General features: G+C 39.3%; 22 protein-coding genes and 1 tRNA gene. All 23 read right to left on the bottom strand.

Annotation, left to right across the window (positions count from 1 at the left end; translation table 11 throughout):
- Positions 1-347: 347 nt before the first annotated feature.
- The 23 genes from AC1RJ8_RS15060 to AC1RJ8_RS15170 all read right to left on the bottom strand — a co-directional run bounded on the left by AC1RJ8_RS15060 (position 348) and on the right by AC1RJ8_RS15170 (position 26,313).
- Positions 348-2,492, bottom strand: a complete 2,145-nt coding sequence (locus tag AC1RJ8_RS15060) for a hypothetical protein (RefSeq protein WP_492954693.1) — start codon at positions 2,490-2,492, stop codon at positions 348-350.
- 22 nt (positions 2,493-2,514) lie between these two features.
- On the bottom strand, positions 2,515-2,745 hold the full coding sequence (locus AC1RJ8_RS15065; RefSeq protein WP_492954692.1) for a two-component regulator propeller domain-containing protein: 231 nt from the start codon (positions 2,743-2,745) through the stop codon (positions 2,515-2,517).
- A gap of 12 nt (positions 2,746-2,757) precedes the next feature.
- Positions 2,758-6,153, bottom strand: a complete 3,396-nt coding sequence (locus AC1RJ8_RS15070) for a DUF4450 domain-containing protein (protein WP_492954691.1) — start codon at positions 6,151-6,153, stop codon at positions 2,758-2,760.
- Between the two features lie 13 nt (positions 6,154-6,166).
- The gene (locus AC1RJ8_RS15075) at positions 6,167-7,585 is read right to left on the bottom strand and encodes a glycoside hydrolase family 28 protein (RefSeq protein ID WP_492954690.1); all 1,419 of its coding nucleotides are present in this window, start codon (positions 7,583-7,585) and stop codon (positions 6,167-6,169) included.
- 343 nt (positions 7,586-7,928) lie between these two features.
- Positions 7,929-8,008: transfer RNA gene (locus AC1RJ8_RS15080), tRNA-Leu, on the bottom strand.
- A 69-nt stretch (positions 8,009-8,077) separates the two neighbouring features.
- Positions 8,078-9,277 carry a DegT/DnrJ/EryC1/StrS family aminotransferase gene (locus tag AC1RJ8_RS15085; protein WP_492954689.1) on the bottom strand — a complete coding sequence of 400 codons (1,200 nt, stop codon included), beginning with the start codon at positions 9,275-9,277 and terminating at the stop codon, positions 8,078-8,080.
- A 46-nt stretch (positions 9,278-9,323) separates the two neighbouring features.
- Entirely contained in the window at positions 9,324-9,620 is a 297-nt protein-coding gene (locus AC1RJ8_RS15090) for a DUF3817 domain-containing protein (RefSeq protein ID WP_492954688.1), read from the bottom strand.
- 219 nt (positions 9,621-9,839) lie between these two features.
- Positions 9,840-10,376 carry a Fe-S protein assembly co-chaperone HscB gene (gene hscB, locus AC1RJ8_RS15095; protein WP_492954687.1) on the bottom strand — a complete coding sequence of 179 codons (537 nt, stop codon included), beginning with the start codon at positions 10,374-10,376 and terminating at the stop codon, positions 9,840-9,842.
- 83 nt (positions 10,377-10,459) lie between these two features.
- On the bottom strand, positions 10,460-11,848 hold the full coding sequence (gene rseP / locus AC1RJ8_RS15100; RefSeq protein WP_492954686.1) for an RIP metalloprotease RseP: 1,389 nt from the start codon (positions 11,846-11,848) through the stop codon (positions 10,460-10,462).
- A gap of 29 nt (positions 11,849-11,877) precedes the next feature.
- A complete protein-coding gene (locus AC1RJ8_RS15105) occupies positions 11,878-13,038 on the bottom strand; it encodes a 1-deoxy-D-xylulose-5-phosphate reductoisomerase (protein ID WP_492954685.1) in 1,161 nt (386 codons plus the stop codon).
- 242 nt (positions 13,039-13,280) lie between these two features.
- The gene (locus AC1RJ8_RS15110) at positions 13,281-14,828 is read right to left on the bottom strand and encodes a GH3 auxin-responsive promoter family protein (RefSeq protein ID WP_492954684.1); all 1,548 of its coding nucleotides are present in this window, start codon (positions 14,826-14,828) and stop codon (positions 13,281-13,283) included.
- Positions 14,829-14,869: 41 nt separating this feature from the next.
- The gene (locus AC1RJ8_RS15115) at positions 14,870-15,658 is read right to left on the bottom strand and encodes a hypothetical protein (RefSeq protein ID WP_492954683.1); all 789 of its coding nucleotides are present in this window, start codon (positions 15,656-15,658) and stop codon (positions 14,870-14,872) included.
- Positions 15,655-16,623, bottom strand: a complete 969-nt coding sequence (locus AC1RJ8_RS15120; protein ID WP_492954682.1) for a glycosyltransferase family 2 protein — start codon at positions 16,621-16,623, stop codon at positions 15,655-15,657. The genes AC1RJ8_RS15115 and AC1RJ8_RS15120 overlap by 4 nt, the downstream gene beginning before the upstream one ends.
- 68 nt (positions 16,624-16,691) lie before the next feature.
- Complete coding sequence (locus tag AC1RJ8_RS15125; RefSeq protein ID WP_492954681.1) at positions 16,692-17,645, bottom strand: glycosyltransferase family 2 protein; 954 nt, start codon at positions 17,643-17,645, stop codon at positions 16,692-16,694.
- 117 nt (positions 17,646-17,762) lie between these two features.
- Positions 17,763-18,332, bottom strand: coding sequence for a DUF4199 domain-containing protein (locus tag AC1RJ8_RS15130; protein WP_492954680.1), 570 nt, complete (start codon positions 18,330-18,332; stop codon positions 17,763-17,765).
- Positions 18,333-18,348: 16 nt separating this feature from the next.
- Positions 18,349-19,017 carry a hypothetical protein gene (locus AC1RJ8_RS15135; RefSeq protein WP_492954679.1) on the bottom strand — a complete coding sequence of 223 codons (669 nt, stop codon included), beginning with the start codon at positions 19,015-19,017 and terminating at the stop codon, positions 18,349-18,351.
- 75 nt (positions 19,018-19,092) lie between these two features.
- On the bottom strand, positions 19,093-20,349 hold the full coding sequence (locus AC1RJ8_RS15140; RefSeq protein WP_492954678.1) for a dihydroorotase: 1,257 nt from the start codon (positions 20,347-20,349) through the stop codon (positions 19,093-19,095).
- Positions 20,346-22,385: a BatA domain-containing protein gene (locus AC1RJ8_RS15145; RefSeq protein ID WP_492954677.1), complete on the bottom strand. Its 2,040-nt coding sequence runs from the start codon at positions 22,383-22,385 to the stop codon at positions 20,346-20,348. Before AC1RJ8_RS15145 ends, AC1RJ8_RS15140 begins: the two co-directional genes overlap by 4 nt.
- Positions 22,386-22,445: 60 nt before the next feature.
- Positions 22,446-22,850 carry a hypothetical protein gene (locus AC1RJ8_RS15150; protein ID WP_492954676.1) on the bottom strand — a complete coding sequence of 135 codons (405 nt, stop codon included), beginning with the start codon at positions 22,848-22,850 and terminating at the stop codon, positions 22,446-22,448.
- 60 nt (positions 22,851-22,910) lie between these two features.
- Positions 22,911-24,371, bottom strand: a complete 1,461-nt coding sequence (locus AC1RJ8_RS15155) for a nicotinate phosphoribosyltransferase (protein WP_492954675.1) — start codon at positions 24,369-24,371, stop codon at positions 22,911-22,913.
- A gap of 20 nt (positions 24,372-24,391) precedes the next feature.
- Entirely contained in the window at positions 24,392-25,123 is a 732-nt protein-coding gene (locus AC1RJ8_RS15160) for a metallophosphoesterase family protein (protein ID WP_492954674.1), read from the bottom strand.
- 1 nt (position 25,124) lies between these two features.
- Complete coding sequence (locus AC1RJ8_RS15165) at positions 25,125-25,667, bottom strand: RNA 2'-phosphotransferase (RefSeq protein ID WP_492954673.1); 543 nt, start codon at positions 25,665-25,667, stop codon at positions 25,125-25,127.
- Entirely contained in the window at positions 25,657-26,313 is a 657-nt protein-coding gene (locus AC1RJ8_RS15170) for a DUF4291 domain-containing protein (RefSeq protein WP_492954672.1), read from the bottom strand. The genes AC1RJ8_RS15165 and AC1RJ8_RS15170 overlap by 11 nt, the downstream gene beginning before the upstream one ends.
- Positions 26,314-26,330: the final 17 nt, after the last annotated feature.

Below are 26,330 nucleotides of genomic sequence, written 5' to 3' on the forward strand. Positions count from 1 at the left end.
CTATCCATTCAATTATCTGCGGTTGAATGGCATTAAGAAACAATTTTCGTAAGCGTGAAAGAATATTGTAAAACCCTATTTTATAACCTATCCGGCAAAGCCGAGGATTAGTTGACATGACTTTTTTCCATTCAAATTGTTCGGGCATTATAACGCCATTTATTCATAATCATCTTAGTTTTACCTGGATTGACAGGCAAAAAAAATCCGGAGTAAAAACTTATAAAAGTGTTCACTCCGGTTAGTACGCTAGGCCGCAATGTTATGAATCAATTCTTTAAAGATTTTATCCCATTGGATGTGTTAAATAAAAACCTATAGCTTAGCCTAACCTATTCCATTCTCTCCTACATCATCTTCTTAAAACCTTCCCATTGCACCTTCCAAGTTCCATCTTTAGGGAAACCAGGATTTGTGGTCTTATTTCCATCCCAGCCAGCACACATTAAAGCCACAGCGGCAAGTAAACCTCCGTTTCCAGGTAAATAAATGCGCAGGCGATCATCCTGGTAGTTATGGCCATTAATAAGGTAAGTATTGGTTTGCACAGGCATCAGCAAGGCATCAACCGCTTTCTCGGGCATACCTAAACGTGTGGCTGTCATGGCTGTCATCGGGAAATCCCATCCCCAGGTATCGTTCCAGCTCCAGTCTTTCCAAACCAGATCAAAGGTTTTACGCATGGTAGCTTTATCCAACAAACTTGTTTCGGGCAGCATACCAAATGCCCCCAATACGGAGGGGTGATCTGTTTTATATTCGGGATTGGTGTAAGAATCAGGCGCACTTTCTGCAGCCAGATATACGCCGTTTTGTACAGGCAAGTTAGATAATTTAGCCATCACCTCATCCCATTTTGCATTTCGCGGCATGCCTAAACGCAAACGCCACTCTTGCGCTGTTTTCAAACCCCACGCCCAATAAGCCAGCTCATAGGTAGGATTAAAAGTGTTTTCGGCTTTAAAACGCTCTTGTGCCGGAATTAATCCGGGCCCGAGTACATAACGACCTTTTGTGGCATCGTAATGCGCAAAAGAAGCCATAAAATCGGCCGTTTTAAATACCAGGTCTTTATATTTTTGCAATACCTTTCCATCTTGATTTGCACGATATTCCAATTCGGCAAAGGTAATGAGGTGCGGCTGCTGCCAGATCAACATTGCCCCTATTGATGATGGACTTTCGTTCCCTTTATTATCGGTCATTTTCTGCCAGCGTAAGCCATCAAATCCCTGTACCTGCGCAATTTTCTTTGCCTTATCCGCAACCTTAAAATACCAATCAGTACTCCGATTTAATAACTCGGGCCTGCCCCATAGCGCAAAATGAACCCCATGCCACCAATGCATTTCGAGGTGTGGTTTACCAAACCAGCTGTTGTAGGTTAGGCCAGTTTCTTGTGGGGGGAAATCGCCCGAACATTGTATTTTGGTGAGGTATTCGGAAAGGATTATTCTGCGTTCGAGTTCAAATGCACGTTTATCAGTACTTCCGCTAAAATCGACCGCAGCACCGCTCATCCAAAAGGCTTTCCATTGTACTAAACTATTCTGTTGGCTCAGTGCAAAGGACGGAACCACCTCATTCCTTTTCTGCTGCGAAAAAAGACAGCTAAAGCTAAATGCATGATTGGTTTTATTAGGTGTAATGGTAAAATAATGCGCTTGTTTCTCGGCCAGTTGCGCTTTACCTTTCCACGAAAAGGAAGTATAATAAACTGCAGAGTCGATCTGACGTTTAATTACAGCACCATCGGCACGCTGCGCCACTACCTGTGAATGGTGTTTGTTGTTATTGCTCCAATTGTTTCCTACATCTGCCCATTCGCCAGTAGCTACCGGGTACCTAACCCTGATTTTTAACCTTCCTGCTAAAATTAAAGGCGACGACACCGATGCACTGATCAGATCAAGATCCTGATGCCCAACCGTAGTTACCTCAACAGGAATTCCTTCTAAGGTAAAACTACTCTTAATTTCACCCGTCCAGAGGTTTAGGTTTTGGTTAATATCTTTTATATCGTTAGCCCTGGCCAATTGGCCATTCTTTTTAATCAGATCGAAACCAATATTCCCCAATTGTAAACGGTGTAAATTCTGGCGGAAATAATTACTAGCCGCTTTAGCCCTAAGTGGTGTATTTAACTGCACGGTGTAAGGAATTTTGCGACCATATTGATCGTAATATTTATAAGCCTCGGTTATATTGAACTTACCCTCATTTTTGTACGATCCCCATCCCCATTGCGATTGTGTGCCTAATGGAACACCTTTGGCATAGCAATCCGGAAAACTTTGCAATCCTGTGGCATCAACGGTAAAAGCAAAGCGACCATTGCCTACAGATAAGGATGAAAGGGAATCTATTTTTTTAACCACAACAGTATGTCGTGTTACCAATGCTTGCCGGTCAATCTGTGCAAAAACAATATTGCAGATGAAAAGCATTACGAAGAGCATCAAGGGTTTAAATTGGTTTTTAATTCTACACATACCGCTTATTTTACTAAATCATTTAAATATTGAAATTTGTCCCGTCGAAACGGTTTAGGCCATCAAAAGTACCAAACCACATAAAGCCGTCGCGGTCTTGGGTAATGCAGAGCACACCATCGTGCGAAAGCCCATGTTCGGTAGAATAATGTGCAATATTGTTTTTCAACTTTGAGAAAGCAGTAGCAAAAGACAATAAGACCAAGAAAATTGGCAATACTATGTTTTTCGATATCCTACCGCTATACTTCATGATTCAAATTAACTAACGAACTAAAGTGAGCGCCATTAAACCAATAATTACATCATTACAAAGGGCAGATAAGGTAAGCTTAGCCAGTGTTTTTTTAGGGTCGAGCTTTAGGCCCAATGCTGTTGCTGCACCTCCTTTTATGTCTTTTCCATTCCAGCTATCGCCATCTTGTGCGGTTACAATTTTACCCGTTTTCAGGTGTATACGTACTGGCCGCTCTGCACCTGTATCGAAAGCGAAACCATCGGTGAAAAGATCCTGTTCAATTGGCCACCAATTTTCGGGGTTACGCAACAACAGTTTTTGGGTAGACCCATCGGTATATTGAACCGTAATTTTGCCATTATCCATTCTGCTTTGCATGGGGTTGGTTGTTCCGGCCAAAAGGAAAAATATCCCGCTTGCTTTACCAGAAAGTGGGATTTCTGCTTTTCGGGGGAAATTATCCCACTGAGAAGTATAAATGATATTTTTTGAAGTGCTATCTGATGGTGTTTTAAAAACCACGCCAGAAGGCAATAAAAATTCGCCTTTTGCGCCCGCCAGTTTGCGCAAGCCCATATCATTAATTTCAGGTTTTAATTTCGGGTGCGTCCAATCACCAATACCTTGCCAGGCCAATTGTAAAGTTGTAGTTTGTGGCCGTGGCGACAGGTATTTATGGTTAAAAATCTGACCGACCTGATCGTTAAAATAAGCGGATAAATCTTGTGTTTCCAGCTTTTTACCTGTCCATTCTTTAGCCGTTAAATCTAAAATTTGATCTGACTTTTTCACCGCCGCCTTCAGTTTAAAACAAACAGGAAACCAATACGTGAACGGACCATTCTTAATCTGAGCAAAGAAGGTACGGTCGCCTGGTTCGCCCTGAACATTTGCACTAAGTTTACTTTCACTTGCATTTATATGGTTAAGCACCTTTTGGGGATCAAATATTTTAACAATTTTAGCCTTTCCAAAATCGACTTCCATTTTCGAACCAGCGGTATAGACAACGTTAATTTTGGGTGGATTTAAGGTTTCACCTCCCCAAATCAATTCCACCGAATAGTCTTTTGCCGCTGCACTTTCAATCTCGATTTCGGGTGAGCCAATAGCGCTGGCAACGTTTTCCCACTTTACTGCTCTTCCATTAATCTTAACCGATTTTAATTGATTGCGCTTAGCTTTAATGCGCATTTTAAGTCCGAGCCTAATGGCAAATCTCGGCAACAGCTCATAGGTATCAACCGATGCTTTTCGTTTAAAAGAAAAAGAAAAATCAGGAATATTTAGGGCCGCATGATCCCATTCTTGTGGTAAACCTGGTCTGATGAGCAAAGTTTTATTCAGTGCATCAGGCACCACACCAAAAAGCCCTTCAACGAGTGTTCGTGAATTAATGCCTACCGGATCACCAAAATCGCGGTACGATTCCCCTAAAATGGCATCATAGCGGGAAACCTGGGCAAAATTACCCGGACTTCCTCCAAGGTACATGCTGGCCAATAGTTCACTTTTCCAAAGTTTAAAGGCTTCTTCAGTCCTGCCTGCTTGCCAGTTGGCCAGGGCCGTATGGGTAACTTCGGCTAAAACCACATTGTTTAACGACCACTCATAAGGCATCCAGTTTGTGGTTGACAGGGTATAATAACCTTTATCTTCGAGTCCTTTTGCCCTTACCGGGATGTGTGGGATATTGGTATCAACATACCTTAAACTCTGCCAGGCCTGAAAAGCATCTGGTACCTCCGAATCTATACTGTGATAAACCGTCCATAAACCTGCAGCCGGATGCAATTGCTGTAGACCTAAAGCATCTTTATATTCTGCATACCAGCCTTTTTCTGGCATCCAGAGCTGGGTATTTATGGCTTTTAATATTTTGTCGGCCTCTTTTTGATAAACACCTGGATCTTCATTGATCAAACGGGCAAGTTTGGCGGCAACTAAATTCGCGCGGTAGTTATAAGCTGAGCTATGTGTTCCGCTTCCGCCACTATATTGCAATGCATCGCTTGCCCAAATGGCTGCATAGGCATCATAAAGGCCATTATCATCCGCATCAAAAACTCTTTTCTCCCAGGCTAAATGCCTTTTAATTACGGGCCACATTTCTTTTACATAAGCTAAATCGCCCGTCCAGTTGAAATGCCAGAGTAATTGATCGATATACACAAGATTCATATCATAGTGGTGCGGTCTGATCGATTTTCCATCCGGTTCGCGACTGATGTAACCATTGCTGAACATTGCAGTCCCCATGGCTTCTTTTGATCGCGAAAGGTTAAAAGCAGTATCGGCCAAAACGGGTCCGCTTTCCGGATTGAGCACCTGCGATTTGGCATATGCATCAAAATGTGTTCTTGCCCGATCGTGCCAACCTAGTGGATCGGCAGTGTAAGGCCCACGCCAACCGGGCAAACGCATCCGCCAGCCAATGGCACCGTGCATATAAGATGGTGCTTCCCAAATCCCATCAGAAGCCATGGCCAAAGCACCACCAATGGTGTTGAAAAAAGGATCTGGTGTATCAACCTGTACCCGATCGGCTAAAATTTTACGTTTCTTTTCCGATTCCATAAACTGGGTAGTACTATCCCAGTTTTTAGGGGCGTTATCTTTTTCAGGATTTTGGATCAGTACATAAAAATCTTTATCATTTTCTACCTTTATTTTTCCGGAAATTACTGGATTTTGCTGCGTTTTAGATTGATCTAAAGTTAAAGGAGAAGATAAATCAGCAGCGTCAGCAATCCTGATTTCAGCCGGAAAAAGTCCACTTATTTTTTTGATTTTGGCGTATTGGAGCTCGAAACTGTTCTTTGTAACCGTAAATAAATTATCCTTACAGTTTTGTTTTTCGAGATAAAAAGAAGATTCGGGATCTACCCCCATATCGCCACTACGGCTAAACTTTTTATCACTTGCTCCACCGAAAACCCAAAGCAGTTCTACATCCTTTTTCACATTTTCGAAACGGGCTTTTAACACCATTCCATCGCTGTTGCTCAATGCAAGGAGGGTTAAATGAAGCGTCCCATTTCCCAGCAATGGGTCTTTTATCGTGTAAATCATCGATCCTGGGCGGTACCTGGCGGTAATATCTGTTGCCTTAATCAGCCATTTGCTGTTATTGCCATCAAGTAAGCCAAACTGCAGGTTACCGCCCATAGCTGGCATATACAAAGCAAACTCCGGCAGATCGCCAGCCTCGACCCGGAACGCTGTATTGGTTCCATATAAGGCTCTCGTAAACCTTCTTGTACCATTATGGATAACAAAATCTCTTCCCTCCGGACGGTACCGTAAACTTGCATTTTCATTGTGCCAGGTTCCCGATTTTAAGATTGGCGGATAAATTTCCTGTGCAAAAAGTGTATTTACCGATAAACCGAGGCAGTAGCATAAACTGTAAAATTTTTTCATTTTTCCGAAACGGTTAAGGATTTACACTTACTGAATTACTCACTTTCAATACGCTTTGGTCTGCCGTTGTAATATTTACCCGGTCAAAAGTCCAGTTTTGCCCAAAATCGATCGTTCCGGCAGTAGCTGCTTCTATTTTCAGGCTGGAGAGATTAAAGTTTTTCAATATGGTTTCTGAAAAACCAATGGCGTTGATTGCCTTTTTAGCGCCGGTAGCGGTAACATTAAACACGTTGATGTTCTGTATTTTAGGAATGCCCTTGCTTGCTGGTTGTACATGGGTTAAAAGTTTGGTCCAATGTGCGGGGATAGAATCCGGATGGTATCCAGCCGGTAAAGTAGAATAACTGTAAGCAGGATTCCAGTTCGGATTTACCTGAATTACATTGCCCACACCATGCATGGTAATGTTACCGAAATATACATCTTCTACCGTACCTCCCCTTGTTTTGGCCGATTTAATATTAATTGCATTACCCGTTCCATAGCCTACCAGATCGGTGGCCCAAACATGGCGGATACTGCCCGAAGTTTCGCTACCCAAAGTAAGCAAGCCTGCTCCTTTACGCGCCACACAATTGCGGATTACGACGTATTCTGTTGGTCGGTTTACCCTTAGGCCATCCCAATCGCGACCGGCTTTAAGGCAGAAATTATCATCATTACAATCGATATCACAATTTTCGATCAGTGTCCATAACGAAGAATCGACGTCAATTCCATCTGTACTCGGGCCATTGCCATCTACATTGTTCCGAATGGTAATATGATCTACCGTTACATAAGAAGAGTACAAAATCTGCACCGTCCAAAATCCAGCCTGTTGTACATGAATATCTTTGATCACCACATCCTTTGCGGATTCGACCAGTATCGTTCTTGGACGTTTGGCATCGTAATCTACAATCCACCTTAAGCCTTTCGTGTCATATTCTTTTCTTAAATTCCAGTAATATTCCCAGAATGGTTTGCCTTGGGCATTAATCAATCCCTTGCCCGAAATAGAAGCTTTATCTTGTTTTAGAATGTTAATTAGTGCCGCAGGCCATTTCATTTCGATACCGGCCACACGTGTATCGATTTCAGGATAATCTTTAATATCCTGGCTACCCAAAATTTCAACACCTTCATCAATCTTTAAATTGACCCCATTTTTAATAAAAATTGATCCGGTAAGGTATTTGCCCGCTTCAAAAGAAACGATACCTCCACCTTTTGCAGCACAGTCATCAATAGCCTTCTGAATGGCATTTGTAGCCAAAGTTTTACCATCGTTTATCGCTCCATATTTGTTTACGAGATAGTTATTTTGCTTAAAACTGAATTTCCGCGCACCCACCTTGCTTACCCAATCTGGTGTTCTGGGTTGGGCAAAAACGGTAATATTAACGAGCATAAAGGCTGTAAGCATAAAAGAGTGGATGCTTTTCATAAAATTCCGGAATATATTTGGCTATACGTTATAGCTAGCGTTATATAGCTACTGGTTTATTTCCGGTTAATATATAAAACGTGGCGCGCCTAACCATCCTGCTGCATCCTGCATAGAGACCCCTAAAGATTGTTCGTTTGTGCTTTCTGCCAAATAATCGGGCAGGTCCTTTCATTTTATCAGCAGAGAGCCCTACGAGAAGGATAAGTAATTCTGTAGTTCGGGGAGGTGTAATTCTTTGAATGCACCTGAATCGCATTTAAACTAGCAAATGGCACAAAAAAACCGGACTTTGAATGTTCAAAGCCCGGTTACTTACCTTTAGCAGGTATTTTTTTAATCGTACCCAGCGCCGGAGTCGAACCGGCACGGTTTCCCACAGGTGTTTGAGACCAGCGCGTCTACCAATTCCGCCAGCTGGGCATTTGCTTATTCAGCGGGATGCAAATGTATAAATTAAGCACTTAATTCGCAAATTTTATTTGCTTCTTTTTATATCTGATCTGATTTACTAAAACCTTCATCATTTAACAGATGATCTAATAACAACTGGTTCAATTGTTTAACTTCTTTTTTACTCATTTTCATATCCGTTGGCAGATAAACTAAATTTTGAAGTATTAGTTCATTTGAAGTTTTTAACGGCAAACCCGTGAAACCTATCTTAACTAAACTGGAGGCTTTTGAAGTGGCATCGAATCCTTTTTCTCTTAATTTATCGATTAACAGTGATGGATTAGCCGCAACTATCGGAATTACCCAGTGTGTATGCCTTAAGTTTGCAGCACCAATAATATTTCGCGAATCAACATTCAATAACAACTGGTTCGCCAGTATCTTTCTCTTATGAATACGAGACTGATCAAAATCATCCAATCTATGCTGCAACATACACAAATTAGCATAACATGGCCTGTATTTGATTTTCTCCATTACATCTGCGCCAGGAAAACCTCTTGTAAAACCGGTAATAAAAGCATCAAAGTCTTTATCAAATTGTCTGCAAAGCCAATAAGCAAGGGTAAATGGCCATCTTGAGGTAAGAATGTTAATCAGGGTAGCATTAATTATTTTTTTGAAGTATCGATCGCCTTTTTGCACCGGCAGCCTATTGTTTAATATTGTTACCAAAGTAAATAGTTGCTCGTTTCTAATATGAAGTATAGCACCACTTAAGGCGGTATTTGTCTTAATTAGTCCAAAACTGAACAATACGACGTCGGATTTTAAATTACCTTCATAAATTCCATCATAGGCTTGTGCACAATCTTCTATTACGATCAGATTATGCAATTTGGCGATATCAAGCAATGGTCCGGTATCCATTATGCCACCAAATAAATGGGTAATGAGCAGCAGCTTTGTTTTGGGTGTAATAGCTGATGCTATCTGGCCAGCAGAAATGCCTAGTGTATTTCTATCAATAGGTAATGGTACAACTTTTAAATGATAGGCAGCAAGGATTGCAAACATATCCGGGATGTTAATATCTGCAACCAATATTTCGTCGCCAGGTTCAAGATTTAGCGCTTTTAATACGAGATGTAAACCTGTACGAACAGAAAGACAGGGCAACTGCGCTTCAGGGAACCGGGGCTGTTCTTTTTTAAAACCGCAAGCACTACCAATACAGTATAGTGCACCCTTAAAAAGTTCGGTAAAACGGATATCTAACCTACCTCTGGCGATCATTTATTAAACGCATAATACTAAGGTAAGTAATTTGTGTAATAGGCAATTAGTTTAGCGCGCGTTCATCTTTCAATTTACGATCAACCACAAAGGGCATAAAGGGCAAAAGTGACGCTAAAAAAATCAAAACGGCTTTACCAAACTTCCATTTTTGTTCTTGCCAAGCTAAAACTAAGGTGGCTGCATATAATACAAATAATAATCCGTGGGCCCATCCGGTATATTTTACATACAAAGGAAGATCTGCAAAATATTTTAACGGCATGGCTACAAATAATAAAAGCAGATAAGATGTGCCTTCTGCCACGGCCACTTTGCGGAAAATAGAAAGGGAGCTATTCATTGATCTGATTGTTTACTCCGAAAGTAAAACAAAGCTTTTGCCTATCAAAAACTAAAAAATGATTTTACAATCGGGTGTCTTACAAAGGTGGAAGGTTTAGGGCTTCCCATCTTTTAACCGCAGCGGACACAAATAAAAGGCGCAAAGGACACAGCGTTGGGTGCTTGTTTTTATGCTACTATCTCCGCCCCCCGACTTCGGACCTATTCCATCATTCATCTATTTCGGCAAGCGTTCCCTGATCCGATCAACGTATTTCTGTCGGTAAAAATTATCCTTAATCGAAGGCAGTAGTGCATCAGATGCTGTTGGGTTGCCATCAAAACGGCCTATCAGATCATTCAGTTCGTTAGCCAGATCTTTTTCTATGGCATCAACATCTCGTTTTACCTGCGCTAACTTTTCGGCATCCGGCTCAAATTCCAGATCCATTAAAGCCTCATTAACATCCATCATTTCCATTAAAAAAGATTGTGGCAGTTGATAAGCCTCGTCTGTTTCTACAATCCCTTTTAATTCGAGCACGTATTTTAAGCGTTTTTTAGCACTGCTGAGTGTCTGGTAGGCCTTATTGTTCAAAGTAGACAGGTCGAGTACTTCTTGCTGCTTCTCTTCGCTTTCATTGGCATAAAAATCAGGATGAAACTGCTTGCTAAATGCATAAAATTTTGTTTTAACCACATTTTGATCTGGATTAAACTGGATCGGTAAGGCGTAAAAATCGAAATAATTAATATCTGTTATTGCTGCGCTCATGGTGCATATTAAATTAAAAAGCCGCAGATGTTCAGATTGATTCGTCAAATCTGCACATCTGCGGCAATTATATAAATTTGGTTTTACTTACCGAAGGATTTTAGAATATCATTACCAAAAGCAAACACCATTAAACAGATCAAGATTACAAAACCCACAATTTGCGCCTTTTCCAGTACTTTTTCACTTACAGGCTTACGTTGCACCATTTCGATCAAAAGAAATACTACGTGGCCTCCATCTAAGCCTGGAATAGGCAATAAATTCATAAATGCCAGTGCCATCGAAATCAATCCTGTTAAAGTCCAGAATTTAACCCAGTCGAAAGTACTGCCATACACCTTGGCAATCCCAATTGGGCTGCTGATGTTGCGTGCACTTAACTTTCCGGTAATCATTTTACCAATACCTTTTGCATTATCTACAAAAGTGCTCCATGCCATGGTTGCCCCAACTGGTAACGACTCTATAAAGCCAAAATCTACATGCGCAGTTTCAGGCATTTTTAAATTAGGGATAATTCCAATCGTTCCATCTTTGCTTACTTTAAGATCGAACTTTACTTCTTTGCCTTTGCGTAGCGCATTAATGGTAATTGGTTTTAATTTGTTTTTAGAAACCTCTTCTTTAAACTGATCGAAAAAAGTAATCTGTTTTCCATTAACCGATAAAATACTATCGCCCGGTTTAATCCCTGCAGTATATGCTGGATATAAGGGTTTCTCGAACTTTCTGCCAAACAGTTTATCAAAAAAAGATGGTTTATCTGCTTTTTCATCAGGCGCACTTACCTTTTCTACACTTTCCATCGTATATCTGGGCGAGATAAAATTTTCTTTGTCGTTTTTCGATATTTTATTTAAAATAATATCCGGAACAGAAATGTAAAGTGTTTTATTATCCCTTAAAATGGTCAACTGGGCTCCATCAAACAATACTTTGCTCGATATCGCATCTTCAAAACGGATTAACTTGTTGCCGTTGATGGCCAAAATCTTATCTCCATTTTTTAAACCGATTTCTTTACCAATTGCACCTACAGAAATACCATCGTTCAGCTTGCTGTTAACAGTATAATTCTGTCCGACGTTAAAAGTCAACATCCAAAAGATAAAAATACCAACAATTACGTTTACGATAATACCACCAAGCATCACGATTAAACGTTGCCAGGCTGGCTTAGAGCGGAATTCCCAGGGTTGTGCTGGTTGAGCCATTTGCTCGGTATCCATACTCTCATCAATCATCCCGGCAATTTTCACATAACCGCCAAGTGGCAACCATCCCACTCCATATTCAACATCACCTCTTTTGAAACTAAAAAGCTTGAAACCCCAGGCATCAAAAAATAAATAAAACTTTTCTACTTTAATACCAAATGCCCTGGCTGCCAGGAAATGCCCTAATTCGTGTAATATTACCAATAAAGACAATCCGAGCAACAGCTGCCCCGCCATAATCAATCCATTCATATTTTCTTATAAAATTTTTATGTTAGATGTTAAACTATACTTTTTGTTACTAATTCGCCGGCTAAGATACGGCTATGTTTGTCAGTTTCTAAATAATCGCTCAATTGCGGTTTTTCAACAAAACTGATTTCTTCCATACACTGTTCAATAACCTCGCTCATCTGCAGAAAACCGATTTTATCCTTTAAAAATGCGGCAACAACAATTTCATTCGCGGCATTCAAAATACAAGGCATGTTTCCGCCTTTTCTTAATGAAGTAAATGCCAGGTCTAAATTCCTGAATGTTTCCATGTCGGCTTTTTGAAAGCTAAAGTTTGGATAATCTAGGAAGTTAAAACGTTTAAAATTGTTTTTTAGCCTGTCGGGATAATTTAAAGCATACTGAATAGGTAATTTCATATCCGGAACCCCCATTTGTGCCTTCATCGATCCATCGGTAAACTGAACAATTGAATGGATGATAGATTGAGGGTGAACAATTACATCAATCTGATCTACATCAAGATTAAACAACCATTTTGCCTCAATTACTTCCAGTCCTTTATTCATTAAAGATGCAGAATCGATCGTGATTTTTGCGCCCATCACCCAGTTGGGGTGTTTTAAAGCCTGCTCCTTTTTTACTGCGGATAAGAAATCTTTTGTTTTGCCTAAAAATGGCCCGCCGGAAGCTGTTAAATAAATTTTCTCTATTTCATTCTGCTCCTCGCCTACCAAACATTGAAATATTGCTGAATGCTCCGAATCGACCGGTAAAATTTTAACCTGGTGTTCAGTCGCCAGTTGTGTAATCAATTCACCCGCTACTACTAGTGTTTCTTTGTTGGCCAAAGCAATATTTTTTCCAGCCTTAATGGCAGCAATAGTAGGTTTTAACCCTACAGAGCCCATTAATGCCGTTAATACCACATCACTATCATCATAGGCAGCAACTTCTGACAATGCGACTTCACCTGCCAAAACTTTAATATTTAGCGCAGACAAAGCAGTTTTAACTTCGCCGTACTTGCTTTCATCACAGATGACAACAATCGCGGGCTTAAATTCCTTTGCCTGTTGAATCAGTAATGCTGAATTCTTTAATGCAGATAGTACAACAACTTTAAATGTATCGGGATGGTCCCTAACCACTTCTAGCGCCTGTGTACCTATACTTCCTGTAGAACCTAATATGGTTATTCTTTTCAAATCGTTTTTTATATCGTAACGCTTAAGGTTTAATTAAGCATTTTATTGTTCACTCCTAAATTATAGCTCCGTCATTTCGAAGCTGGGCCTGAGCGAGCTGAAGCAATCTGACTTGCCTAATAAGATTGCTTCGTCGTTCCTCCTCGCAATGACGAATTTGGTAATTAAATAATGTACCTTTCCAAAGCGTCAGCTACTTTTCCTCATTTCGTTTCGTGAGGACACGAACCGAGGAAGATTAGTTAAACAATATACCTCTCCAGCCCATCCGCTAGCTTCCTATCATTGCTCAAACGCGGTACTTTGTTCTGTCCACCTAACTTCCCTTCACTTTTCATGTAGTTTACAAAAGCATCTTTTTGCAAAGTACGTATAATCAATGGCTGAAGGATGTTTCCTTCAATCAGGTCAAAGTAATAAATATTTTTCTTTTGCAAAGCCTCGTCAACCTTTTTGCTAAAAGCAGCCATATCTTTTGGTGCAGATGAAAATTCTACAAACCATTCGTGGTAAGGCAATTGACCAGTTTCAGGGTTAACCTGAGGCGCAACTGTAAATTCTGTAATTTCTACCTCTTCTTCATTGGCCACGCTCAAAATTGCCTGTTCTACCTCTTCTCCTATTACATGTTCGCCAAAGGCAGAAATGAAATGTTTTATCCGTCCGGTTACCACAATTTTGTAAGGGTTTTTCGAAACAAACTTAATAGTATCGCCGATGCTGTAGCCCCACAAACCAGCATTGGTATTTAAAATTAACGCATAGTTGGTATCTAGTTCAACCTCGCCAAGCGATAACCGTGTCGGATTATCATTGTAATATTCATCAGCAGGAACAAATTCGTAAAAAATCCCCGCATCGGCCAATAATAATAAACCTTTATCCTTTTGTGAATCCTGGTAGGCAATAAACCCCTCCGAAGCTGGGTAAGTTTCTATCGCATCAATTTTCTTCCCGATGCTTTGTTCAATTTTTGCCCGATAAGGCTCAAAATTTACACCGCCATAAATAAACAGACTAAAATTTTTGAATATTTCGGCAATTTTCTTCCCGCCTGATTTGTCTGAAAGTTTATCGAAATACATTTGTACCCAAGGTGGAATACCCGAAATCAAGGTCATGTTTTCATTGATGGTTTCCTCAACAATGGCATCAACTTTTTGTTCCCAATCTTCGATAATATTGGTTTCGTAAGAAGGCAATCGGTTCTTTTGCAGATAGGCTGGCACATGGTGGGCCACAATGCCCGATAAACGCCCAACATTGATTCCGTGTTTTACACTTAAAACCGGACTTCCCTGCAGAAAGATCATCTTTCCGTTTACAAAATCGGACTTGCCTGTTTCATTAATATATGTTAAAATAGCATTGCGGGCAGCTTTTATATGTTCAGGCATCGATTCTTTCGATAGCGGAATATATTTTACACCTGAAGTGGTACCTGATGTTTTGGCAAAATAGAGTGGTTTACCCTTCCAAAGTACATCCGCTTCACCCGCTACTACGCGATCTACATAAGATTTTAATCCTTCATAATCCTGAACGGGAACATGTTTTTTAAAATCGGCATAGGTTTTAATCTCAGCGAAATGATGATCTTTTCCAAATGCAGTATTTTTTGCCTCGTCAATCAGCTTTTTGAGGATATTATGCTGAGCATTTAGGGCATTATGCTTCCATTTGTTAATCTGCCAAACTGCAAATGCCGCAAAGGGTTTACTTAATGCTGCTTTAAGCCCCCAACCCCCTGAAGGGGACTTTTCCTTTCTGCCGTTCTTTTCTTTTTCCATAAATTTAAATCTGATTTTTAACTCCCCTTTGGGGCTGGGGGTTAAACGATATTATGCAAAATATCCGGATGCTCATCGCCTTTATATTCGCTCGAAATTTTGCGGTATGCAACCGTTAAGGCTACACTAGAAAGTGGAACGATGATAAATGAACTTAAAATATTTACAATGAAAGCCACCAACGGCCATTGCAGGTAGTTTAGTAAGAGATAAATTAAATAACCTCCACCTAAAACCACTAATAGCAATAAAATCTTAGTGAAATTTCCTTTAGTGGTAGCCAAACTCAATTTAATCGAATCGAAAGGCGTTGCGCCTTTATCAATAATAAAAAACGGGAAAAATGAAATTCTTAACCAAGTAATAAATATGGCAATAATGCCAACTGAAATGGCCACGTTTTTAACAATTGTTACATTAATTCCGGTATAAATAAAAGGAAAAGCAACCAGGATTACCACCAGATAAACGCCGAGGATACAGCCCACAAAATAAAGGGTAGCCAATAGGAATCTGATAATTTGTTGTCTGGTTGGAAGCGTGTCGACAATTTTCACATCGTTTTCTTCATCGTCCATTAAATGGAAAATATATTTAAACAGCGAAAGGTTGATGGTAAAATAAAGCAAAACGAAAATAATCACCATCACAACGCTTAATGCCTTGCTTACATCTTTAATAAAAAAGGCCATTAAACTCGATGCACTTGCGGTAATAAACATCAAAAAACATAGCGTAGCAATCGAGAAATAGTGTTTCTTGGTAATGCTCCACGCCTTTTGAATTACATCATTAACGGCGAACGTACTTTCTTTTAAATAATTTATCATTGTTGTTTGAATACCACACGTTTAAATAAATCCTGTATAAATCCTAAACCATAAGCGGTTAATTGGATAAACGAAGATATAATGCTCAAAAATGCAACTTTTAACGATTTATTTACAGACCATGAATGAAAAAATATCAACATAAAGTAAATCAATAAGAAGAAGTTACAAACATATGCCAATGGAGGATATATAAAGTTGCACAAAATGGTGAAACCAAAACCCAATGTAAACAGTGCCGGAAAAAAATGTACAAGTTTTAATTCTTTTGGGAAATGTTTGTAAATATTGATCCTTGCCCTGCCGAAAAAGTGTAACTGTTTGTAAAACTGACTAAAGCTTGTCCTGCGTTTATGATAAACCTTTGCATCTGGAATCAAACCGATCTTAAAGCCATTTTCATGAATCCGGATGCTATATTCGATATCTTCACCCAATCGGGTTAAGATAAAGCCACCTACTTTCTCCCAGGCCTGACGGGAAACGCCCATGTTAAAACTGCGTGGATGAAATTGCCCTACATGCTGTTTGTTCCCACGGATTCCACCGGTGGTGAAAGGCGATGTCATGGCATAGCTGATGGCTTTTTGTACAGGCGTGAAGCTGTCATGCGCGGCATCCGGACCGCCGTAAGCATCTAAATGATGTTCGTAGAGGTAATTTTTGACGATTTCAAGGTAATCGCTGGGAACAAGGATATCTGAATCAAAAATGATAAAATAATCGCCAGTAGCCCTTTCGAAACCAAAATTACGGGCAAAACCCTGCCCCGCGTTTTCTTTGAAGTAATATTTAATATCCAGTTTATCTGCATAAGAAGCTACAATGGCCTTTGCATCGTTTTTCGAACCATCTTCAATAACCAAAACCTCAAACTGTAAATAGGTTTGTTTGGTTAGGGTATTTAATAGTTCGTCAATTTCCTGAGGACGATTATAAAGAGGAATGATGATGGAGAAAAACATGTCTTGAAGCTGAAAGCTGAAAGACTAAAGACCAAAGCGCTTTATGCTTTAAACTTTAGTCTTTCGGCTTATTTAAGTTCTTTTTCGATTAAATATTGATTTCTTTCTGGTGCGTTACGCGTAACCAATTCGGCTACAAAACCAGTTAAAAACATTTGAGACCCTACAATTATTGCAACCAGGGCAATATAAAATAAAGGCTGATCGGTAATTTCTCTTTTGTAAGGAATTTCTGCTGCAATATGATAAAGTTTTACACCAATCATCCAAAGGGCCATAAATGTTCCAAGTAAGAAGCTTAAAACCCCTAACGAACCAAAAAAGTGCATTGGGCGTTTGCCGAATTTACCCACAAAGAAAATGGAAAGTAAATCTAAAAAGCCGTTTATAAATCTGCTGAAACCAAATTTGGTTGTGCCATATTTACGGGCGCGGTGTTCTACCACCTGCTCGGCTATTTTACTAAATCCGGCCCATTTGGCAATTACTGGTATGTAACGGTGCATTTCACCGTAAACTTCGATGGTTTTGATCACATCGCTACGGTAAGCTTTTAAGCCACAGTTAAAATCGTTCAGTTCTATGCCGCTCATTTTGCGGGTAGCCGCATTGAATAGTTTAGTTGGGATAGTTTTCGTAATCGGATCGTAACGTTTCTTTTTCCAGCCTGAAATGATATCAAGCTTTTCTTCTTTCATGCGGCGGTGTAATTCAGGAATTTCATCCGGGCTATCCTGCAGATCGGCATCCATGGTAATGACCACATCGCCCTGAGTAGCTTCGAAACCAACATTTAAGGCGGCAGATTTACCGTAATTCCTTCTGAACTTAATGCCTTTAATGGCAGGGTTTTGAAGTCTCAATTCTTCAATCACCGCCCACGATCTATCAGTACTACCATCATCAACCAAAATAATTTCATAGCTGAAGTTATTGGCAATCATCACTTTATCAATCCAGGCCGTTAACTCTGGCAAAGATTCATCTTCATTAAATAAGGGTACTACAACTGATATATCCATTTTTTAAGCATAAACCTCGCAGGTTTCTAAAACCTGCGAGGTTTGTTTAAAGTAAAACGTGCAAATTTCATCAAATTAAATGATAAAACCTGCACGTTCAAAATTTTATAAAAGAAATTAAGACTCTTTCGGAAATGAATCAAATACAACTGGCTGTTTTTTCTTTAAGATAGCTGAAAGGATTAAAGAAAGAACGCCATACAAGGCCAATGAAACCCCAAAACTCGTAAAGATATTTTTAAAAGTAGGCTCAAGTTTCTCCTGCATATTACCCGCTTTAGCCATTGCTTCATCAATCTGCTCACTAGCCATTCCAAATTTTTCCATCATAGCCCGCTGTGCATCTTCAATTGCTGCAGCAGCCTTTTGTGGAAGATCTGGATCAATAAATTTCATTAATATCACATTGTAAAGTGTTGCGGTTAAGGCGAGAATAAGGGAAACGATTAAAAAAGCTTTGAAGGCCTCTCCAAATGTCCAGAACCCACCTATTTCTTTACGGATATTGATTCCCACTACTACTAAAAGCGCAATGAATAGGACAAATATACCTATCTGAGCAACAAAACTGGTGTAAATCAATACTGGATCTATAAAATGCAGGGTTAACGATACTATAATCGAAACCGCAGCGAGCATTAATCCGTTTTTAATAGCTAATTTGGAAATAAGAGCACTTTTGTCCATAATTTTAAGTTTTGGTCTAATTATTAATTGTTGTAATTAATATATAAGTAGCAGAATCGAACGATTTGTTACTACTATACTGAATTATTTCTTTAGTTGTTTCTGCACTTCCCTCTACATCAAGGAAAAAGGCCATAAAAGGTACAAATAATTCTTGCATTTCTTCACTGATATTCAAATTTGCAGCGGTTTTACAAATCTCTTCTACACTGCTTTCTGCCAACTGCTGGTTGCTGATCAGTTCTTCATAAATTTCGAATTCATCCTGAAACTCATCATCTTCTACCAACAAAAACTCTTTTAAGAAATCGCCCAATTCAGGATCTAAATCTTCATCCTTACACTCTTTAATGTAAAGCAGAAGGTTTAACAATTCGGTTCCTCTGTCTATGGTTTCTTCTTCGATATTCGCCCACTCCTCACTTTCCAAATAATCGTCTTCCAGTTTCTGTACGTCACTGCTAAAGAAATTCACCATTAATAAATCGAAAAATACTTCGCGCAATTCTTCAAACTTTGGATGAGCATCAAAAACGGCATCGAAAGCAGTAGCTTTATCTAAAAAGTTAACATCAAGCTCAAAAGCAGCTAATAACTCTGTTTCAAAACCTTCTACATTGGTAGCCGAAACCTCAGCATACTTGTTAATGGCTGCACTTAGTGCTTTTTTTACTCTATTGTCCATACAATTAGGATTTTTAAGATTTAAGGATTATTAGATCATGACTATCTTGATCTTTCAGCTTTAGTCTTTAAACTTTTAGCTAATTTGAAACTGACTATTATTATAAACCAAAGTTACTTTTCCGGTAAGCTCGGTACCCAATAACGGACTATTTGCCGATTTTGATTGGTTATTTGCGGCATTGTATAACCATTTTTCTGTCGTGTTAAAAATGGTAAAGTTGGCTTCAGCGCCTTCTTCGATTACCGGAACAGTTAAATTTAATAATTTGCGCGGATTAATGGCCAATTTCTCTGCAATTAAAGCGATATCCAATCCAGCTTTTAATAACAACGGCAGTACAGTTTGCAAAGCGATAATGCCGTAGTGTGCAATTTCGAACTCTACATTTTTAAATTCGATTTCTTCCGGGCGGTGCTGAGAAGTAATGGCATCAATGGTTCCATCTTTTAAACCGGCAATTAGTGCCTTTACATCTGCTTTTCCGCGCAGTGGTGGCTTAACCTTATAGTTGCTATCAAAATCGCTCAAAAGTTCTTCTGTAAACACCAGGTGATGTGCTGTTACATCACACGAAACCTGAACGCCATCTTTCTTTGCTTTACGGATCAGTGCTACAGCCCCGGCAGTTGAAATATTGCTAATGTGGATTTTCGTTTCATTATAAGATGCCAGGAAAATATCGCGGGCAATATGCATTTCTTCAGCCAATGCAGGTAAACCCTTCATGCCCAACAGCACAGAGTTTTTGCTCTCGTTAATCTGCGATTTGCCAGCTATGGATTTATTTTCAGGATAAACCATCAATAATGCATCGAAGCCTTTTGCATATTGTAATGCACGGCTCATAAAACCATCATCCTGCAAGGCCCTATCCCCATCAGAAAAAGCTACTGCACCAGCCTGTTGCATATCGAAAAGTTCGGCAAGCTCTTTTGCCTCACGGTTCTGACTTATCGCCCCCACTGGTAAAACATCAACCAGATTATTTTTGGCCTTATTGATAATGTATTCTACCTGGGATTTTGACTGTACAACCGGACTGGTTTGCGGCAATAAAGCCAAGCCTGTAAAACCTCCAGCTTTTGCGGTTGCGGTTAATGTTTGAATATCTTCCTTGGTTTCGAAACCCGGATCACCAGCTACACAGTTTAAATCGAAGAATCCAGGTGTTAGAAAAGAACCCTGGGCATCAAAAACGGTTTCGTTTTTATCGGCGGTTAATTTACCTATGTTTTTAATTTTGCCATTTTCTACCCGAACATCGCATAGTTGGTTATTGAATTTACTTTGCGGATCGGCAACGGTTACATTTTTAACCAGAAGATTCATATTGTTTTTTTTGTGTTGTTAAAAAATCGGATGAGCAAAATTTCTGCTGCAATAAAAATCAGCGACAAAATTAGACAAAGTTTCCATAAAGTCTGCCCGATTTTATTGGCGCCGGCAATTAATTTAACGGCATCTTTATCGGTATCAAATATTTTCAGATTGCCCTTGTCAGCCAACTGATTGAGTGCTGTTTTGTCTAAATAATGCATGTCAGATTCAGTTCTGCCATTATTGAAACTGTAAATAGCAAGTAGCGAATCTGCAAGTTTCAGGTTATAAAAGCCTGCATTTTTTATTTGATCTGCTATGTAAATCAGCGTTTTTCCATCTGCCTGACGGATTTCAGGAATCGCCTCGAAACCATCAGCAGTAATTTTTAAACTTTGGTTTTTACCCAGTGTAATCTTTTTACCTGCCAATGCATTATCGTTACCAAGGTTGTAGTATAAGGGCGTTTCATTTCCCCCACTCAATGCCAAACGATAAATCAGTGGCACAAAAACCGGATGGCGGGCTAAATTTCCGTCACTTGTATTTAATCCAGATGCTGATAAATACACCTGTCCGTTGCCTACCCCATACTTAGAGAAAAAAGGTTTTCTGCCAGGCAATAACATAATATCTTCTTTATTCGAGGTATTTTTCTCTACAAAAGTATAATAACGGGAAACTGTTGGAAGATCAAGATTTTTCGGAATTTCCTCGAAAACAGTCTTGAAAATGGGGTTTTGCAGATCAATCTGGTCAACCTTGCTTGCTGTCGTATTCAAAACTTGAATGGCAGGAAGCGATAACCCGATTAAAAAAGAGTTATAAGTTTGAATATTGGCATCTAAATCAGGAAAAAGTACCACCGTACCACCTGCATTCAGATAGGTTTTTAACTGTTGTGCCAATCCTGTTGATGGATTTTTTAAACCGTTCAACACAATCAGGCCATAATTGGCAAAATTGCTATAATTCACATTGCTTTCGGCATTCTCTGTGAGTTTATAATAACGATCGGCGGCAAATAGTGCCTTAATGTAACTGCCGGCATTGGCTCCGTTAATACTCAGAACTGGAAAACTTTCATCGACCTTAAAACTGAATGACAACGTATCATCAAAGGTTACCGGAAAATCTTTAATGCTGATGATACCTTTTTGCCATCCCGCGTTCAATCCCGAGAAATTCAGGGTATCTTTAACCGTTTTGCCTGCAGGTATGGTTACTGCGCCTAATCCTTTCTGCTGGTTGTTAATGCTGAGTTTTAGAGGAATATTTTTTGCTTCTTCTTCCGAGTAATTTTTTAACTGCACAACCAATCGTTCATTTGCGCCCGGCTGATGATTTGGCGAAAGTGCCCAAACGCTATCTATTGCAACATTCGGCAATGTATTGGCATTCAGTTTCAAAAATGAATATTGAATATCTGCTTTTGTATCGAGTTTATTGACGGTGGAGATATTTTTTTGAAAATCGGAGATCAGAAAGCTATACTTATTTGCAGAACCCGTTAAAACATTCCCCTGTCGGTTTATTATCTGTTGGAGATTACGGTTTGCTGCCGAGATTTTAACATCATCCAATGCCTTTAAAAACGCTTCCTCGTTTAACAATCGTTGATGTTTTCCCTCAAAATTATTGGTCAGGAGTTGAAAACGATCGTTCATTCCAAAACCTTTTACCAGTTCTTTTGCCCTCCGCTTGGCTTCATCGAGCAGGTTGCCATCTTTATTAATGGCTTCCATGCTATAAGAATTATCGATGTAAATGCTTACTACATTATTTAAAGCGGTAGTTTTTTGATTGTGCGCTGGAATATAAGGCTGGGCAAACGCCAACACCAAAAAGATGACTGCCAAAATCCGCGACAAAAGTATAAGCAGGTTTTTAAGTTTTTCTTTGGAAGAATTTTGCTGCTCTACTTCTTTTAAAAGCTGAACATTAGAGAAATAAACCTTCTTAAACTTCCTGAAATTGAATAAATGAATGATAACCGGGATGGCAACCGATATTAGTGCAAAAAGAAAGCCCGGATAAAGGAAATTCATTAAAAACCAAAGATAGAAAAATTATGGAAAGTGGCGAATTACTATTGTAATAAAGTCGTTTTAATAACTAAAGCCCGGAAATTCGATATTTACAATTTTCCAGCCACCGTTGTGCAGTGCGAAATACAGTTTAAAGGGTCCGCTTACAATTTTCGATTGTTTTTGAACAACATCTCTATAGCCCGCAACGCCTTCAACAAAGCCCATACCTTTATCATCATTCAAAAGTTCGAAATTAACATCAATAATATCGTACCTGCCACCAACATATTCATCAGAACGGCCGAAAATACCTTTCAACCGACCAATAATAACATCCTTACCAATAACTTTATTACCTGGGAGAATAAAAAAATCATTCAGTTCGTCGGTAACGGCCTTCGACTGTTTAAACCATGCGTTTATAAATCTAATGGCACTATTTACGATATCAGCCTGATGGTTAAATGTGGGGTTGTTCTGCATTGTATCTTTCAAAAAATTAATCGACCAGCCAAAAGCCAGTCGATTAAAAACTTGGCGAAGTTAACTATTCTTTAGCCTTTCTCTAATTTCGGCGAGAGAATAATCGGTCAATAACTTTCCATCTCTAAAAATTTCTTTCAATTCGCCCTGTGCTTCTTCTGCCCAGCTGCACTGATCTTTCAATTCGTATTCGCCTTCCGTATTTTTAAAAATCTGTAGTAAACCTTTTGCTGATTTCTTGGTGCCATCGTCGGTAATCGGATCTTTAAATATCTCGCGACCGATGCCGTCTACTTCTCCATAAGTGGCTTTCATCGCAAAACCAAAAGTATCGCGTGTATTGTACTGATAGGTAAATGAACCGATGCCAAAAACAACATTGGTAGAGGCAAAACCTTTCAATTTTAAGCGTTCGCAAATCTGGGTAGCTCTTTCTGTAGTAATGCTATCGCCATAAATGGCACCGATTTGCGGAACGAGTTCTTTAAATCCCTTGTCGTTGGTTTTTCCACCGAAAACGTCCCAAAGCAGTTCGATCACACCCTTTTTCTCATTTTCGTTTTTACCATTTGGATTTCCACAGATAATATCAACCGGATCTCCAGAATCAGGCCTGATTACCACTTTACCTGGACGGGCAATAATATCATCTTTTAAAACAGGTAGATACTCCGTCAGCACTTTCCATAAATCCCAGGTATCAGAAACGATAGATACAATTCCTTTCGGGTAAACTTCTAAAATCAAACGTTTAAAGGTTTCGAGTTCTCCTGTATTGGTCCCCATACACATTACAGAGTGTTCTGTAGCAGCTACTGATCCACCGATTAACTCTTTATCTGAATCTGCATTGTAATACTCTTCTAAAAAATCGATGGCAGGAATGGTATCTGTTCCGGTAAAACTCAATAAATGCCCGGCTGCCGAAGTTACCGCAGCTTCTATCCCACCCATGCCGCGCATAGAGAAATCGTGTCCCTGCCAATCTACAAATTCTGGAACTGAAGAGGTTTCTGCGGCATATTGATCCAAAATGGCACGGTATTGTTTGGCTATTGTAGCAGAATTGCATGGCAACCACACCACCGCTGATAATAAGGTTTCGAAATAATTGGTTAACCAGAAAAATTCAGACTTTGTATTGTACATCGTAAACATGGGTACACGCAAAGGCACTTCAGCACCTTCTGGTAATGATTTAAAAACCATTGGAATATAACCCAGATCATGTAAATCAGCTATATGTTGTATACCTACCAAATTTTCTCCCAGGTAATTATTGATCCTGCGGGCGTATTTTTTAAGAATTTCTTCTTTTGGCTGTTTAAAGAAATTCTGGTTAAAATCTTCAATGATGTATTTTTTGATAAAATATTGCAAGCCAAAAAGCACCACATGGTTTACGTTTTCTAGCCTGCTTTTTCTTGGCGTCCAGTTAGAATAAACCAATGTAGTATTTTCTGGGTACTGTCTGCGGTGGTCAACTTTATAACCGTCTGTTAATAATAATGGATTCATCATGGTATTTTATTTATTATTAATTATTTATTTCTTCCCTTTTCATTTGGATAAAGGCTTTGCAAGGTATCGCTTTGCCAAAATTCTTTTGTTTTGATATCCAAACAGGTTAATTTCCCGGTAAATGCAGCGCCGGTATCGATATTCCAAACATTACAACCCTGCATGGGTATGTTAACATTGTAGTAAAGTGTTGGGGTATGGCCAATGTAGATTTCGTGATAAAGCAATAAACGTTTCGGATAAATTGCCGAATCTTTTTTGATCCGGTTATCCATAGTCAGGGCCATTTCCCAAAGTGTCCGGTCCCACGAATAATTGGATGAATAACGTTCTTTCTCAGGACCGTGCATGGAAGAAAAACCCGCGTGGATAAAGAGGTTGTTCTGCTCATCCACGTAATAATCTTTCATCCGGTCAAAGAAATTTAAGTGTTTTTGCCTGATCGCATCAGAAGTATCTTTGTAACTCTCCATGGTTAATTTACCACCATGAACAAACCAAACCTCATCAACCATACCTTTCTCTAACCAATCAATACACCAGGCATCATGATTGCCCTTGATAAAAATGCACTGATGGCTTTCTTCCAATTGCATCAAATAATCAATTACCTGTGCCGATTCACTCCATCCATCCACATAATCGCCAAGGAAAATCAGTTTGTCAGCTTTTGTTACTTCTGCACGCTCGAATAACTGAACTAAACCTTTTAATCCCCCGTGTATATCACCTATTACTAATGTTCTGCCCATGTTAAAACGTTATATATTCAGCGGGCACAACATCTGTAAGCCACACATTGTTAGCTGATAAATAAAATTTATAGCCTGCCCTGTGCATCTCTCCACTATTAATGGTAAGGATAACCGGTTTCCCCCTCCTGCCACCTACTTTATTGGCCGTTTCCCTATCGGCACTTAAATGCACATGCTGTCTACTCATTTTTTGCAGTCCCTGCGATTTAATACCCGGCAGGAACTTTTCAACCGTACCATGATACAGGTAGGCCAATGGTTCGGCTTGATTTAGATTTAATTCAATAGCAATAGAATGCCCCTGGCTTGCCCTTATTTTAGTTTTATCATCATTGAAGGCAAATCGCTTTTTGTCGTTATTTTCAACAATGTAATCAAGCTGTTCAAAATCTATTCTTCTGTCGTAAAGGTCAAACTTGGCAATTAATTCATTTACATCTGCCCAACCGTTTTCGTCAAGTTCTAAGCCTATGGTTTCTGGTGAATGTCTCAAAATATAACTTAGCAGCTTACTGATTCCTTTTGTTATTTTATTCTCCATGAGCGTATTGATTTATGAGTTTCAATTTTTTATTCAATGTTTCATCGTTAAAAAGGAAAGGTTTTTCAGCGGGTATGATTAAATTTTCCAGTTGATGATTTTGAACAAACTCATGCTGTTCCTTTACAAATGCGCTGATATCTTCAATTAACAAAATATCATTTTTAGCGAAAGAATGGATGAAACTATTCTTTAATCCAATCTGGATTGCTCTTCTTTCTTGTTTTGCTCCATAAGGATCGTGATCTGGATCCCATTGCAAGCGAATGTTAGCGCTTTCTAAGCCATTTCTCCATTCGTCATGCGAAACACCCTCAGTTTGATCATATGATGTATAAACCGCATTTTCAAGGTAACTACGGAATGCGGATATTTTAAGGTGTATGGCTAAAGTAACTTCTTGTCCTTCTTTTTTACCCCAACCACTTCTATACATCATCCATAGAAAATTAGGTTTGATCCATGTCATTCTGCTTAAACTGAATTCACCTCCAAAAAATTGATTTTTGACTGCAAATTCACCGATTTCTTTTCGGTAAGCTTGATAAACGATTATTTTTTCATCATCATACTGAGCCATAACATGGCATCCTGAAGTTGGCCATTCTAATATCTGTTCTTTATATTTTTTTACTGTTATTTTCATTTTGTAATTCTGTTAAC

It is taken from the genome of Pedobacter sp. GW822-FHT03F06 (assembly GCF_058801365.1).

Coding starts and splice junctions, on each gene's coding strand:
- AC1RJ8_RS15060 (WP_492954693.1), bottom strand. CDS start 2,492: ATGTGTAGAATTAAAAACCAATTTAAACCCTTGATGCTCTTCGTAATG.
- AC1RJ8_RS15075 (WP_492954690.1), bottom strand. CDS start 7,585: ATGAAAAGCATCCACTCTTTTATGCTTACAGCCTTTATGCTCGTTAAT.
- AC1RJ8_RS15070 (WP_492954691.1), bottom strand. CDS start 6,153: ATGAAAAAATTTTACAGTTTATGCTACTGCCTCGGTTTATCGGTAAAT.
- AC1RJ8_RS15165 (WP_492954673.1), bottom strand. CDS start 25,667: ATGGAGAATAAAATAACAAAAGGAATCAGTAAGCTGCTAAGTTATATT.
- AC1RJ8_RS15145 (WP_492954677.1), bottom strand. CDS start 22,385: ATGAATTTCCTTTATCCGGGCTTTCTTTTTGCACTAATATCGGTTGCC.
- AC1RJ8_RS15115 (WP_492954683.1), bottom strand. CDS start 15,658: ATGATAAATTATTTAAAAGAAAGTACGTTCGCCGTTAATGATGTAATT.
- AC1RJ8_RS15140 (WP_492954678.1), bottom strand. CDS start 20,349: ATGAATCTTCTGGTTAAAAATGTAACCGTTGCCGATCCGCAAAGTAAA.
- AC1RJ8_RS15090 (WP_492954688.1), bottom strand. CDS start 9,620: ATGAATAGCTCCCTTTCTATTTTCCGCAAAGTGGCCGTGGCAGAAGGC.
- AC1RJ8_RS15125 (WP_492954681.1), bottom strand. CDS start 17,645: ATGGATATATCAGTTGTAGTACCCTTATTTAATGAAGATGAATCTTTG.
- AC1RJ8_RS15155 (WP_492954675.1), bottom strand. CDS start 24,371: ATGATGAATCCATTATTATTAACAGACGGTTATAAAGTTGACCACCGC.
- AC1RJ8_RS15160 (WP_492954674.1), bottom strand. CDS start 25,123: ATGGGCAGAACATTAGTAATAGGTGATATACACGGGGGATTAAAAGGT.
- hscB (WP_492954687.1), bottom strand. CDS start 10,376: ATGAGCGCAGCAATAACAGATATTAATTATTTCGATTTTTACGCCTTA.
- AC1RJ8_RS15120 (WP_492954682.1), bottom strand. CDS start 16,623: ATGTTTTTCTCCATCATCATTCCTCTTTATAATCGTCCTCAGGAAATT.
- AC1RJ8_RS15150 (WP_492954676.1), bottom strand. CDS start 22,850: ATGCAGAACAACCCCACATTTAACCATCAGGCTGATATCGTAAATAGT.
- AC1RJ8_RS15065 (WP_492954692.1), bottom strand. CDS start 2,745: ATGAAGTATAGCGGTAGGATATCGAAAAACATAGTATTGCCAATTTTC.
- AC1RJ8_RS15170 (WP_492954672.1), bottom strand. CDS start 26,313: ATGAAAATAACAGTAAAAAAATATAAAGAACAGATATTAGAATGGCCA.
- rseP (WP_492954686.1), bottom strand. CDS start 11,848: ATGAATGGATTGATTATGGCGGGGCAGCTGTTGCTCGGATTGTCTTTA.
- AC1RJ8_RS15085 (WP_492954689.1), bottom strand. CDS start 9,277: ATGATCGCCAGAGGTAGGTTAGATATCCGTTTTACCGAACTTTTTAAG.
- AC1RJ8_RS15135 (WP_492954679.1), bottom strand. CDS start 19,017: ATGGACAATAGAGTAAAAAAAGCACTAAGTGCAGCCATTAACAAGTAT.
- AC1RJ8_RS15130 (WP_492954680.1), bottom strand. CDS start 18,332: ATGGACAAAAGTGCTCTTATTTCCAAATTAGCTATTAAAAACGGATTA.
- AC1RJ8_RS15110 (WP_492954684.1), bottom strand. CDS start 14,828: ATGGAAAAAGAAAAGAACGGCAGAAAGGAAAAGTCCCCTTCAGGGGGT.